The following is a 13,234-nucleotide window of genomic DNA, read 5'->3' on the forward strand; positions in this document are numbered from 1 at the left end:
TAAATTGATCACGTTTCCAGCAATAAGTCGCCAAATATTCTTCTTACACTAACGGCGCTTATGGAATACGGGTTTTTTTCTAAACACCGGGATAATCAGGCGAGACGTCTTGTACCTCTACATCGAGACATTGAAGCAGAGACTGGATGCGATCAATCAGCTACGCGTCGATCGCGCCCTGGCGGCTATGAAGCCCGCGTTTCAACGGGTATACAGTCTGCTGCCCACCTTACTGCACCACCACCACCCGCTGATGCCGGGTTACCTGAACGGTAACGTTCCCCACGGCATTTGCCTCTACACGCCTGATGAAACTCAACAAGAATACCTGAACGATTTAGAAGACAAATGGGGCAGCCCGTTTGACAAACCGGCCAGCGGCGAGCTGCCGATCACCGGCGTCTACTCGATGGGCAGCACCTCGTCTATCGGCCAAAGCTGCAGCTCGGATCTCGACATCTGGGTCTGCCACCAGTCCTGGCTGGACAACGAAGAACGCACCCGCCTGCAGCAAAAATGCAGCCTGCTTGAGAAGTGGGCCGCCTCGATGGGGGTGGAAGTCAGCTTCTTCCTGATCGATGAAAACCGTTTCCGCCATAATGAAAGCGGCAGCCTGGGCGGCGAAGATTGCGGCTCGACGCAGCACATCCTGTTGCTCGACGAATTCTATCGCACCGCGGTGCGCCTGGCCGGCAAACGCATCCTGTGGAACATGGTGCCGGGCGAAGAAGAAGCGCACTACGATGAATACGTGCTGTCGCTGTACGCGCAGGGCGCGCTGACGCCGAACGAGTGGCTGGATCTCGGCGGCCTGAGTTCGCTGTCGGCGGAAGAGTACTTTGGCGCCAGCCTGTGGCAGCTGTACAAGAGCATCGATTCGCCTTACAAGGCGGTGCTGAAGACCCTGCTGCTGGAAGCCTATTCCTGGGAATACCCCAATACCCAACTGCTGGCGACGGACATCAAACACCGGCTGCATCAGGGCGAGATCGTCAGCTTCGGGCTCGACGCCTATTGCATGATGCTTGAGCGCGTGACCCGCTACCTGACCGACATCAACGACACCACCCGCCTCGATCTGGCCCGCCGCTGTTTTTACCTGAAAGTATGTGAAAAGCTGTCGCTGGCCAAGGCCTGCGTCGGTTGGCGGCGCGAGATCCTCAGCCAGCTGGTCAGCGAGTGGGGCTGGAGCGAAGAGCGTCTGGCGATGCTGGACAACCGCGCCAACTGGAAAATCGAGCGGGTGCGCGAAGCGCATAACGAACTGCTCGACGCGATGATGCAGAGCTACCGCAACCTGATCCGTTTCGCTCGCCGCAACAACCTCAGCGTCAGCGCCAGCCCGCAGGATATCGGCGTGCTGACCCGCAAACTGTATGCGGCGTTCGAAGCGCTGCCCGGCAAGGTGACGCTGGTGAACCCGCAGATTTCACCGGACCTGTCGGAAAACGATTTAACCTTTATTCACGTGCCGGTTGGCCGCGCCAACCGCACCGGCTGGTACCTGTACAATCAGGCACCGGCCATGGATTCGATCGTCAGCCATCAGCCGCTGGAATATAACCGCTACCTGAACAAGCTGGTGGCCTGGGCCTATTTCAACGGCCTGCTGACGCCGCAGACCCGCCTGCACATCAAGAGCGGCAACCTGTGCGATACCGCCAAGCTGCAGGAGCTGGTGGCCGACGTTTCCCATCACTTCCCGCTGCGCCTGCCGGCGCCGACGCCGAAAGCGCTGTACAGCCCGTGCGAGATTCGCCATCTGGCGATTATCGTCAATCTGGAAAACGATCCGACCGCCGCCTTCCGCAATCAGGTGGTGCACTTCGATTTCCGCAAGCTGGACGTGTTCAGCTTCGGCCAGCAGCAGCAGTGTCTGGTGGGCAGCATCGATCTGCTGTACCGCAACTCCTGGAACGAGGTGCGCACCCTGCATTTCAGCGGTGAGCAGTCGGTGCTGGAAGCGCTGAAAACCATTCTCGGCAAAATGCATCAGGACGCCGCGCCGCCGGAATCGGTGGAAGTGTTCTGCTACAGCCAGCACCTGCGCGGCCTGATCCGCACCCGTATCCAGCAGCTGGTGTCGGAGTGCATCGAGCTGCGCCTGTCCAGTACCCGTTTGGAACCCGGCCGCTTCAAGGCGGTGCGCGTCGCCGGGCAGACCTGGGGGCTGTTCTTCGAGCGCTTGAGCGTATCGGTGCAAAAGCTGGAGAATGCGGTGGAGTTTTACGGCGCCATCTCCAACAACAAGCTGCACGGCCTGTCTATCAAGGTGGAAACCGATCAGGTGCATCTGCCGCCGGTGGTGGATGGCTTCGCCAGCGAGGGGATCATCCAGTTCTTCTTCGAAGACACCTCAGACGACAAGGGCTTCAACATCTATATTCTGGATGAGTCGAATCGGGTCGAGGTGTATCACCACTGCGAGGGCAGTAAAGAGGAGCTGGTGCGCGACGTCAGCCGCTTCTACTCCTCGTCGCACGATCGCTTCACCTACGGCTCCAGCTTCATCAACTTCAACCTGCCGCAGTTCTATCAGATCGTGCAGCTCGACGGGCGCACGCAGGTGATCCCGTTCCGCAGCAACGTGCTGTCCAGCCTGTGCGTGACGGTGGCCGACGGCGCCGCTCAGCCGCTGAAGCAGCAGTTCCAGCTGCATTGACGCCGCAAGGGCTCGGTTGCCGAGCCCTGCTTAGCTTCAGGAAAAATGCAGTTCCTCGCCGGCCTGCGCGCTGGCCGCTTCGCTGAGCAGCTGATAAAACGGCTGCCCGCTGCGATCGCATAGCCAAACGCCGTCGCGGTAGTTGAAGTGGTAACCGCCGGCCTTGGTGGCGAGCCACACCTGGTGCAGCGGCTCTTGGCGGTTGATGACGATTTTGGTGCCGTTTTCGAAGCTCAGCGTCATCACGCCGCCATTGGTTTCGTAATCGATGTCCGCATCGCCGTCAAAATCGTCCAGTGTCTCTTCAATATTCAGCATCAGCTGGTCGGCCAACTGGTGAAACTCGCTGTCGTTCATATTCAATTCCTATTGCTTTTCATGATCCACCTGCGATTATAGAGACCTTGGACGCATGAATTACAGGCATTAATGCAAATGAAAAAACAACTACGCTATGCGCTGATGGCAGTTCTGGTTACCGGCCTCGCCGGCTGTGGTCTGAAAGGCCCGCTTTACTTCCCGCCTGCCGATCCCGCCAGCCAGAAACCGGCCAAGCCGCCGGTGCAAACGGGCGATCAGGTGCAAAAGAACCAGCAGGAGCAGTCTGGCTCTCAGCAAAAACCGTCGATGGTTGACCAGTAACACCCTGTTTGCGGTGGCGAGCGCCGCCGTAAAATCAAGACGGATAGCGCGTCCAGATAGCGGAGTATGATATGCAGTTCTCCAAAATGCACGGTCTGGGCAACGACTTTATGGTGGTCGATGCCGTTACACAGAATGTCTATTTTTCACCTGAGCTGATCCGCCGGCTGGCCGATCGGCACCTGGGCGTCGGCTTTGACCAGATGCTGGTGGTAGAACCGCCTTACGATCCCGAACTGGATTTTCACTACCGAATTTTTAACGCCGACGGCAGCGAAGTGGCGCAGTGCGGCAACGGCGCGCGTTGCTTCGCGCGTTTCGTGCGGCTGAAAGGGCTGACCAACAAACGTGACATCCGCGTCAGCACCCAAACCGGGCGCATGGTGCTCAGCGTCACCGACGACGATCTGGTGTGCGTCAACATGGGTGAGCCGAATTTCGACCCGCAGGCGGTGCCGTTCCGCGCCGCCAAGGCTGAAAAGACCTACATCATGCGCGCGGCGGAACATACCGTGTTGTGCGGCGTGGTGTCGATGGGCAACCCGCATTGTGTTTTGCAGGTGGACGACGTAAAAACCGCCAAGGTGGAGCTGCTCGGGCCGGTGCTGGAAGGGCATGAACGCTTCCCGGAACGGGCCAACATCGGCTTTATGCAGGTGGTCAGCCGCGATCACATCAAGCTGCGCGTTTATGAGCGCGGCGCCGGTGAAACGCAGGCCTGCGGCAGCGGCGCCTGTGCGGCGGTGGCGGTGGGGATCCAACAGGAATTGCTATCAGAAGAAGTGCATGTAGAACTGCCGGGCGGCAGCCTGCATATTCGCTGGAAAGGGCCGGGCAACCCGCTGTTTATGACCGGTCCGGCAACCCATGTCTATGACGGATTTATTCATCTATGAAAAGCGTAGAAGAACAGAGCGTCGCCGGCCTGGCGCTGGATGACGACACCGTGATGCAGTACCTGCTGCAGAACCCGGATTTCTTTATTCGCAACGCGCGCCAGGTTGAGCAGATGCGCGTGCCGCACCCGGTGCGCGGCACCGTTTCGCTGGTGGAATGGCATCTGGCCCGCCAGCGCAATCACATCGAACGGCTGGAAGAAGAGATCACGCTGCTGATGGAGCAGGCCAGCGCCAACGAAGGGCTGTTCGCCCGGTTGCTGCACCTGCAGGCCGATCTGGCCACCGCGGACAGCTTGCAGGACATGCTCAACCGGCTGCAGCGCTGGGCGCGCGGCTTCGGTTTGGCCGGCGCCACGGTGCGCCTGTTCGCTGAGCGCTGGAATATCGGTGCGCCTTCCGATTTCACCCATCTGGCGCTGACGCGTTCGGCGTTCGAGCCGTTCCGCATCCAGCGGCTGGGCAGCGAACAACACTACCTCGGCGGCCTGAACGGCCCCGAACTGCTGCTGCTGTTGCCGCAGGCCAAACAGATCGGCCAGATTGGTTCGGTGGCGCTGTCGATGCTGGGCGACGACGGCGAGCTGGGCATGGTGATCTTCAGCAGCCGCGATACGCAACACTATCAGCAGGGCATGGGCACGGTGATGCTCAATCAACTGGCGCGCATGCTGCCGGAACTGCTGGAACGCTGGATCGAACGCGCATGACGCCGATTGCGCCCAGCCTGCAGCAGCCGGTGGACGCTTTTCTGCGTTATCTCAAGGTAGAACGGCAACTTAGCCCGCTGACGCAGCTCAGCTATTCACGCCAGCTGGCGGCGCTGATGCGCCTGGCGCAGGAGATCGGCGTCACCGACTGGGCGGCGCTGGACGCCGCCCGGGTGCGCATGCTGGCGGCGCGCAGCAAACGCGCCGGCCTGCAGTCCGCCAGCCTGGCGCTGCGGCTCTCTTCGTTGCGCAGTTTCCTCGACTGGCTGGTCAGCCAGGGCGTGCTGCACGCCAACCCGGCTAAAGGCATCCGCACGCCGCGCAGCGGTCGCCATCTGCCGAAAAATATCGACGTCGATGAAATGAACCAGCTGCTGGAGATCGATCTCAACGATCCGCTGGCGGTGCGGGATCGCGCCATGCTGGAGGTGATGTACGGCGCCGGCCTGCGTCTCTCCGAGCTGGTGGGGCTGGATTGCCGCCATGTCGATATGGCGGCCGGCGAGGTGTGGGTGATGGGGAAAGGCAGCAAAGAGCGTAAACTGCCGATCGGGCGCACCGCCGTCACCTGGCTGGAACACTGGCTGGCGATGCGCGATCTGTTCGGGCCGGAAGATGACGCGATGTTCCTGTCCAATCAGGGGCGGCGCATCTCGACGCGCAACGTGCAAAAGCGCTTCGCCGAATGGGGCGTGAAGCAGGGCGTCAACAGCCATATTCACCCGCACAAACTGCGTCACTCCTTCGCCACCCACATGCTGGAGTCGAGCGGCGATCTGCGTGCGGTGCAGGAGCTGCTCGGCCATGCCAACCTGACCACCACGCAAATTTATACCCACCTCGACTTTCAACATCTGGCGAACGTGTACGATGCTGCGCATCCGCGCGCCAAACGGGGGAAATCCTGATGCATTTTTATCGCCCGCTGCGCCCGCTGGCGGCGCTGACTTTCGATCTGGACGACACGCTGTATGACAACCGTCCGGTGATCCGGCAAACCGAACAGCAGTCGGTGGCCTTCCTGCAGAGCTACCATCCCGGCCTGAACAGCTTCCAGTCGGCGGATTTCCACCGCCTGCGCCAGGAGCTGCGCGAGCAGGATCCGGAGATCTACCACGACGTCACCCAGTGGCGCTGGCGCGCCATTCATCTGGCGCTGAGCCGGCAGGGGCTGCGCGACGCCGAAGCGGCGATCGGGGCCGATGCGGCGATGCAAAACTTCGCGCTGTGGCGCAGCCGCATCGAGGTGCCGGAAGCGACCCACGCCACGTTGAAGGCGCTGGCCGCGCGCTACCCGCTGGTGGCGATCACCAACGGCAACGCCGATCCGGCGCAGTGCGGCCTGGACGGTTACTTCCAGTTCGTGTTGCGTTCCGGGCCGGACGGGCGCGCCAAGCCATACCAAGACATGTATCACCTGGCCGTCGAACGGCTGGGCGTGGCGCCCGAGCAGATCCTGCACGTGGGCGACGATCTGACTACCGACGTCGCCGGCGCGCTGCGCGCGGGGCTGCAGGCGTGTTGGATCAACGATCGGCAACGCTGCCTGATGCAGGCTGCCGACAGCCGCCTGCTGCCGCATATTGAGATTTCGCAGTTGGCATCGCTGACAGCATTGTTATAATCCCTGCCAGAACTCTGTATAAATTTCCAGTGAAAAACCCGTCACCGGCGGGTTTTCCCTTAACCATTAGTGGTGCCTATGGACGTCTCCGATCTGCTCGACAGCCTGAATGAAAAACAACGTGAAGCCGTGGCGGCGCCGCGCAGCAACCTGTTGGTTCTGGCCGGAGCGGGCAGCGGCAAGACGCGGGTGCTGGTGCATCGCATCGCCTGGCTGCTGTCGGTGGAGAACTGCTCGCCGTATTCGATCATGGCGGTGACCTTCACCAACAAGGCGGCGGCGGAAATGCGTCACCGTATCGAACATCTGATCGGCACCAGCCAGGGCGGCATGTGGATCGGCACCTTCCATGGCCTGGCGCATCGTCTGTTGCGCGCCCACCACCTGGAGGCCAACCTGCCGCAGGATTTCCAGATCCTCGACAGCGACGACCAACTGCGGCTGCTCAAGCGCATCATCAAGGCGCTGAACGTCGACGAGAAGCAGTGGCCGCCGCGTCAGGCGATGTGGTACATCAACGGCAAGAAAGATGAGGGCCTGCGCCCGCAGCACGTCGAAACCTACAACAACCCGGTGGAGGCCACCTGGCTGCGCATCTACCAGGCCTATCAGGAAGCCTGCGATCGCGCGGGGCTGGTGGATTTCGCCGAGCTGCTGCTGCGCGCGCACGAGCTGTGGCTGAACAAGCCGCATATCCTCAACCACTACCGCGAGCGTTTCACCAACGTGCTGGTGGACGAATTCCAGGATACCAACAGCATCCAGTACGCCTGGATCCGTCTGCTGGCGGGCGGCAACAGCAACGTGATGATCGTCGGCGACGATGACCAGTCGATCTACGGCTGGCGCGGCGCGCAGGTGGAAAACATCCAGCGCTTCCTGAAGGATTTCCCCGGCGCGGAAACCATCCGCCTGGAGCAGAACTACCGTTCCACCAGCAACATCCTGAAAGCGGCCAACACCCTGATCGCCAACAACGACGGGCGCATGGGCAAAAACCTGTGGACCGAAGGCGGCGAAGGCGAGCCGATTTCCCTCTACTGCGCCTTCAACGAACTCGACGAAGCGCGCTTCGTGGTCAACCGCATCAAGACCTGGCAAGACAACGGCGGCGCGCTGAACGACTGCGCCATCTTGTACCGCAGCAACGCCCAGTCGCGCGTGCTGGAAGAGGCGCTGCTGCAGACGGCGATGCCGTACCGCATCTACGGCGGCCAACGCTTCTTCGAACGTCAGGAAATCAAGGATGCGCTGGCTTACCTGCGCCTGATCTCCAACCGCAACGACGACGCGGCCTTCGAGCGCGTGGTCAACACCCCGACGCGCGGCATCGGCGATCGCACCCTCGACGTGGTGCGCCAGGCGGCGCGCGATCGCCAACTGACGTTGTGGCAGGCGACGCGCGAACTGATGCAGGACAAGGTTCTGGCCGGCCGCGCCGCGTCGGCGCTGCAGCGCTTCATCGAGCTGGTGGAGTCGCTGGCTCATGAAACCGCCGATATGCCGCTGCACGTGCAGACCGACCGGGTGATCCGCGATTCCGGGTTGTTCATCATGTATGAGCAGGAAAAGGGCGAAAAGGGGCAGGCGCGTATCGAAAACCTTGAGGAACTGGTGACGGCGACGCGTCAGTTCAGCTATCAGGAAGAAGATCAGGATCTGATGCCGCTGCAGGCGTTCCTGTCGCATGCGGCGCTGGAAGCGGGCGAAGGCCAGGCCGACGCCTATCAGGATGCGGTGCAGCTGATGACCCTGCACTCGGCCAAAGGGTTGGAGTTCCCGCTGGTGTTTATCGTCGGCATGGAAGAAGGCATGTTCCCGAGCCAGATGTCGCTGGATGAGGGCGGCCGTCTGGAGGAGGAGCGCCGTCTGGCCTATGTGGGCGTAACGCGCGCCATGCAGAAGCTGACGCTGACCTACGCCGAAACGCGCCGTCTGTACGGCAAAGAGGTTTACCATCGGCCGTCGCGCTTTATCGGTGAACTGCCGGAGGAGTGCGTGGAAGAAGTGCGCCTGCGCGCCAGCGTATCGCGCCCGGTCAATCACCGCCGCATGGGTACGCCGATCAGCGAGAACGACACCGGATACAAGCTGGGTCAGCGCGTGCGCCATCCCAAGTTTGGCGAAGGCACCATCGTCAATCTGGAAGGCAGCGGCGAGCACAGCCGGCTGCAGATCGCCTTCCCGGGCGAAGGCATCAAGTGGCTGGTGGCGGCCTACGCTCGGCTGGAAACGGTATAAAGAGAGGGGCGATTTGCAGGAGTTTCAGCCCCTGCAATCGTTCATCATCAGTGAGGGTAGCGATCGCCGACCTGCGCGGTGGCATACCAGCGCATCACCGCTTCGGTGCCTTCGCCGCCTTCCTGCGGCGCCCACGGCATGCAGTCTTCTTCGGTCAGCGCCTGATACGGACCCCGCTTCACTTCGAACACCACGCCGCCGGCATCGACCGACAGCACCGCATGCCAGGTAAATGCCGGCATCTCCAGCACTTTGGTTTCTTCGCCGAGCAGGGTGCGCTGCGTCACGACGCCGTCATCGTTGAACTGCAGCACGACAAAACGGCCGCGCAGCGGCGTCAGCAGCTCCCAGGTTTGCGGGTGGCGGTGCGGGCGGATATAGGTGCCGGGTTCCATGGCGATCGCCAGGCGTTGCACCGGGTCGCTCAGTTCTTCGTGTAAGGTGCGGTGCGCGCGCAGGCGGGGCACGCTGGCGGCCTGTTCGCTCATCGCGGTCAGTTCATGGGCGGTAATCTGTTTCATCGTTTAAATCCGCATGCTTGTCGTACCATTAGGGTGATGTCATCTTAGCAACATTCTTGGTGGCGGTAAGCGATCGCCGCGACTTTTTCAGTACGGTTTAAGCGCCATTTCTGCCATTGATCATCGTGATGATTTGTTGCGCAATTATCCCGCCTAACGTGTTGACAGGCTTTTTCTTCTCGGCGTAACATGCGCGCACTATTATCATTGAGGACAGACGCCTTGGACACACCCAGTAGATACTGGCTCACTGACCTGCGCCGCAGGTATAACTTCTAAGGCTCTCCGTTTTTGCTGATAGCCTTCGTGGTTGTCGGCGACCCCGCAAAGCGTCGCTATGAGTCAGATCTCTTCATGGTCTGAAACAATCGGTGATACGCATCCCCTCTGTTTCTGTGCTTCAACGCGTTGTCCGCACCCGTTACCTTCACGGAGTTTTGGCACATGCTGAGCGCTTTTAAATTAGATAACCGCCGCTTGTCCCGTCTGGAACTGGACGACTCGGATGATCTCACGTCATCGCTGTGGGTTGATCTGGTCGAGCCGGAAGAGGGCGAGCGTGAGCGCGTGCAGAATGAGCTGGGACAAAGCCTGGCGACGCGTCCCGAACTGGACGACATCGAAGCCTCCGCCCGTTTCTTCGAAGACGAAGACGGTCTGCATATCCACTCCTTCTTCTACTTCGAAGATGCGGAAGATCACGCCGGCAACTCCACGGTGGCCTTCACCATCCGCGACGGCCGCCTGTATACCCTGCGTGAGCGTGAACTGCCGGCGTTTCGCCTGTACCGCATGCGCGCCCGCAACCAGACCATGCTCGAAGGCAACGCCTACGAACTGCTGCTGGATTTGTTCGAAACCAAGATTGAACAGCTGGCGGACGAGATAGAGAACATCTACAGCGATCTGGAACAGCTCAGCCGGGTGATCATGGAAGGGCATCAGGGCGACGAATACGACGCCGCGCTGTCGACGCTGGCGGAGCTGGAAGATATCGGCTGGAAGGTGCGTTTGTGTCTGATGGATACCCAGCGCGCGCTCAACTTCTTGGTGCGCAAGGCGCGTTTGCCGACCGGCCAACTGGAGCAGGCGCGTGAAGTGCTGCGCGACATCGAATCCCTGCTGCCGCACAACGAATCGCTGTTCCAGAAGGTGAACTTCCTGATGCAGGCGGCGATGGGCTTCATCAATATCGAACAGAACCGCATCATCAAGATCTTCTCGGTGGTGTCGGTGGTGTTCCTGCCGCCTACGCTGGTGGCCTCCAGCTACGGCATGAACTTTGAATTCATGCCGGAACTGAAATGGTCGTTCGGCTACCCGGGCGCCATCACCTTGATGATCCTGGCGGGCCTGGCCCCTTACCTGTACTTCAAGCGCAAGAACTGGCTGTAACCCGGCGGCGCCGGGCTCAACGCAGCTTGCGCTGGGTATAGAGCGCGTCGAGGGTGAACAGGATCAGCGCCGCCCAGATAAAGCCGAAGGTCACCAGTTTGTCCTGGCCGATGGTCTCGCCGTAGAAGGTGACCGCCAGCAGGAACATCAGCGTCGGGCCGAGATACTGGAAGAAACCGAGCGTCGACAGGCGCAGCCGGGTAGCCGCCGCGGTGAAGCACAGCAGCGGCACGGTGGTGACGATGCCGGCGGCGACCAGTAGCAGATTCAGCGACCACGGGTTGGCGCTCAGGTGGCTGGTGGGGCTGTCGGCGAACAGGAACAGGTAGCCCGCCGCCACTGGCAGCAGCCACAGCGTTTCAATCAGCATGCCGGTCTGCGCGTCGATGGCGATTTTTTTGCGCAGCAGGCCGTAGAAGGCGAAGCTGAACGCCAATCCCAGACCGATGATCGGCAACGAACCGAACTGCCAGAGCTGCACCAGCACCCCGGTGAACGCCAGCGCCACCGCCACCCACTGCATGCGGCGGAAACGTTCGCCGAGAAACAGCATCCCCAGCAGCACGTTAACCAGCGGGTTGATGAAGTAGCCCAGGCTGGCTTCCAGCATATGGTGATTGTTCACCGCCCAGATGAACAGCAGCCAGTTGCCGCCGATCAACAGCGCGGTGACCGCCAGCAACAGCAGCCGTTTGCGGTTTTGGCAGGCGGCGCGCACTTTCGGCCAGTTGCGGCCCAGCGTGATCAGCGCCAGCATGAAGAAAAACGACCAGATGATCCGGTGGGTGAGGATCTCGTCCGCGGGCACTTGCTGGATCAGTTTGAAATAGGCCGGGGCGATGCCCCACATAAAATAGGCGGCCAGGGCGAAGAAAATGCCCTGACGCGTTTGCTTTGCGTCCATGACGTCACTCTGGTGGGGAACGTAAGATGCGGTGAGTGTACTGAAGTCGCTCACCGCACACAATCATCAGCCGACCAGATAGGTGGCGGTGGCGGTCGCGATATGCAGGCCGTCGTGGTTATGCAGTTCTACGCGCGCGACGGCGACCTTGTTGCCGCTGCGCAGCACGCTGGCGGAGGCGACGAAGTGTTCGCCGCGGCCGGGGCGCAGATAGTCGACGCGCAGATCGATGGTGCCCATGCGCGACAGTTTGGCGGCGATCTCTTCTTCGATCAGCGGTTCCAGGCGCGTCAGCACGCCGCCGGCGCAAGCCAGCCCGGCGGCGACGTCCAGCACCGCGGCGATCACGCCGCCGTGCAGAATTTCCTGTGCGGCGTTGCCCACCAGCTTGCGCTGGTTGGTGAAGCTCAGTTCGACGTAGTCATCGTCGAAGCGGCGCAGCTCCAGGCCAAGCTCGCGGTTGAACGGCATGTGGTAGACAAAAATTTCGCCGATCTTGCGGCGGGCGGCTTCCAGGGTCAGTGGTGTGGTCGACATAGCGGGTTTCCGTTTTTCTTTTGCGTTTTAAGGGAGCTAACTGGTCAGTCCAGGTTAATGGAATGTTGATTTTATGCTTAACCTTTGTTGCTTTCCAGACTATTCCAATAAAACCGGACTGCGCTGCGGTAAAGCCTCCTTTGTGTGTAAAATGGCCTGATTTTTTCCGGGCTTGCCCTTTTTCGTTGGAGTGAGGAGAGGTTATGCGCATTTTGTCAGGGATCGTTTCCGCCACGCTGCTGATGCCGGCGCTGGCATTGGCTGAGGAAGCCAAAGAGCAGCAGATTCACGATAGGCCGGCGGTGCGCGGCAGCATTATCGCCAACCTGCTGCAGGAGCACGATAATCCGTTCACGCTGTATCCTTACGATCCCAATTACCTGTTGTACACCGACACCAGCGATATCAACAAAGAAGCCATCAAGACGTACAACTGGGCCGACAAGGCGCGCAAGGACGAGGTGAAATACCAGCTTAGCCTGGCGTTTCCGCTGTGGCGGGGCATTGCCGGCGACAATTCGGTGCTCGGCGCGTCTTATACTCAGCGCTCCTGGTGGCAATTGTCCAACCGCGGCGAGTCTTCGCCGTTCCGCGAGACCAACTACGAGCCGCAACTGTTCGTGGGGTGGGCGACCGATTACCGCTTTGCCGGTTGGACGCTGCGCGATGTTGAAATCGGCGTTAACCATCAGTCTAACGGCCGCTCGGACCCGACGTCGCGCAGCTGGAATCGCGGTTATGCGCGGCTGATGGCGCAAAACGGCAATTGGCAGGTGGATCTCAAGCCCTGGTTCCGTTTCTCGGAGAGCTCGAGCAACGACGACAACCCGGACATCACCAAATACATGGGATACTACCGGTTGAAGGTCGGTTACGCCTGGGGCGACAGCGTGTTCAGCGTCGACAGCCACTACAACTGGAACAGCGGCTACGGCGGCGCGGAACTGGGCTGGAGCTACCCGATCACCCGCAACGTGCGATTCTATACCCAGGTGTTCAGCGGCTACGGCGAATCGCTGATCGACTACAACTTCCGGCAGACACGGGTGGGCGTTGGTGTCATGCTGAACGATATTATGTAATCATACCCGGTGGGTGTGTA

13 protein-coding genes are annotated in these 13,234 nt (G+C 60.7%); 9 read left to right on the forward strand and 4 right to left on the reverse strand.

From position 1 onward, the window contains the following. Positions 1-109 precede the first annotated feature (109 nt). Positions 110-2,662, forward strand: coding sequence for a class I adenylate cyclase (locus tag J0F90_RS00805; RefSeq protein WP_004934235.1), 2,553 nt, complete (start codon positions 110-112; stop codon positions 2,660-2,662). A 36-nt stretch (positions 2,663-2,698) separates the two neighbouring features. Here J0F90_RS00805 and cyaY read toward each other — a convergent pair whose 3' ends face one another. Then, a complete protein-coding gene (cyaY, locus tag J0F90_RS00810; protein ID WP_004934237.1) occupies positions 2,699-3,019 on the reverse strand; it encodes an iron donor protein CyaY in 321 nt (106 codons plus the stop codon). A 78-nt stretch (positions 3,020-3,097) separates the two neighbouring features. On the opposite strand from cyaY, the gene lptM reads away from it, so the two are divergent. From lptM to uvrD, 6 genes are all read left to right on the forward strand, one after another. Then, positions 3,098-3,304, forward strand: coding sequence for an LPS translocon maturation chaperone LptM (gene lptM, locus J0F90_RS00815; RefSeq protein ID WP_004934241.1), 207 nt, complete (start codon positions 3,098-3,100; stop codon positions 3,302-3,304). 71 nt (positions 3,305-3,375) lie between these two features. Beyond that, positions 3,376-4,200 carry a diaminopimelate epimerase gene (dapF, locus tag J0F90_RS00820; protein WP_004934244.1) on the forward strand — a complete coding sequence of 275 codons (825 nt, stop codon included), beginning with the start codon at positions 3,376-3,378 and terminating at the stop codon, positions 4,198-4,200. Next, positions 4,197-4,910, forward strand: coding sequence for a DUF484 domain-containing protein (locus J0F90_RS00825; RefSeq protein WP_004934247.1), 714 nt, complete (start codon positions 4,197-4,199; stop codon positions 4,908-4,910). The genes dapF and J0F90_RS00825 overlap by 4 nt, the downstream gene beginning before the upstream one ends. Further along, the gene (gene xerC / locus J0F90_RS00830) at positions 4,907-5,818 is read left to right on the forward strand and encodes a tyrosine recombinase XerC (protein ID WP_016929495.1); all 912 of its coding nucleotides are present in this window, start codon (positions 4,907-4,909) and stop codon (positions 5,816-5,818) included. The genes J0F90_RS00825 and xerC overlap by 4 nt, the downstream gene beginning before the upstream one ends. After that, the gene (gene yigB, locus J0F90_RS00835; protein WP_016929494.1) at positions 5,818-6,534 is read left to right on the forward strand and encodes a 5-amino-6-(5-phospho-D-ribitylamino)uracil phosphatase YigB; all 717 of its coding nucleotides are present in this window, start codon (positions 5,818-5,820) and stop codon (positions 6,532-6,534) included. Before xerC ends, yigB begins: the two co-directional genes overlap by 1 nt. A gap of 78 nt (positions 6,535-6,612) precedes the next feature. Further along, complete coding sequence (gene uvrD, locus J0F90_RS00840; RefSeq protein ID WP_025304874.1) at positions 6,613-8,775, forward strand: DNA helicase II; 2,163 nt, start codon at positions 6,613-6,615, stop codon at positions 8,773-8,775. A gap of 47 nt (positions 8,776-8,822) precedes the next feature. Here the strand turns inward: uvrD and J0F90_RS00845 are convergent, their stop codons facing one another. Next, positions 8,823-9,296 (reverse strand): WbuC family cupin fold metalloprotein, encoded by a 474-nt coding sequence (locus J0F90_RS00845; protein WP_016929492.1) that lies wholly within the window; start codon positions 9,294-9,296, stop codon positions 8,823-8,825. A 444-nt stretch (positions 9,297-9,740) separates the two neighbouring features. On the opposite strand from J0F90_RS00845, the gene corA reads away from it, so the two are divergent. Continuing rightward, entirely contained in the window at positions 9,741-10,691 is a 951-nt protein-coding gene (corA, locus tag J0F90_RS00850; RefSeq protein WP_004934262.1) for a magnesium/cobalt transporter CorA, read from the forward strand. 16 nt (positions 10,692-10,707) lie between these two features. On the opposite strand, the gene rarD is transcribed toward corA, so the two are convergent. Beyond that, the gene (gene rarD, locus J0F90_RS00855; RefSeq protein WP_033639012.1) at positions 10,708-11,595 is read right to left on the reverse strand and encodes an EamA family transporter RarD; all 888 of its coding nucleotides are present in this window, start codon (positions 11,593-11,595) and stop codon (positions 10,708-10,710) included. A gap of 66 nt (positions 11,596-11,661) precedes the next feature. Then, on the reverse strand, positions 11,662-12,132 hold the full coding sequence (locus J0F90_RS00860; RefSeq protein ID WP_016929489.1) for a thioesterase family protein: 471 nt from the start codon (positions 12,130-12,132) through the stop codon (positions 11,662-11,664). A gap of 203 nt (positions 12,133-12,335) precedes the next feature. Between J0F90_RS00860 and pldA the strand changes: the two genes are divergently transcribed. After that, complete coding sequence (gene pldA / locus J0F90_RS00865) at positions 12,336-13,214, forward strand: phospholipase A (protein ID WP_016929488.1); 879 nt, start codon at positions 12,336-12,338, stop codon at positions 13,212-13,214. Positions 13,215-13,234: the final 20 nt, after the last annotated feature.

It is taken from the genome of Serratia marcescens subsp. marcescens ATCC 13880 (genome assembly GCF_017299535.1).
GTDB lineage: Bacteria > Pseudomonadota > Gammaproteobacteria > Enterobacterales > Enterobacteriaceae > Serratia > Serratia marcescens.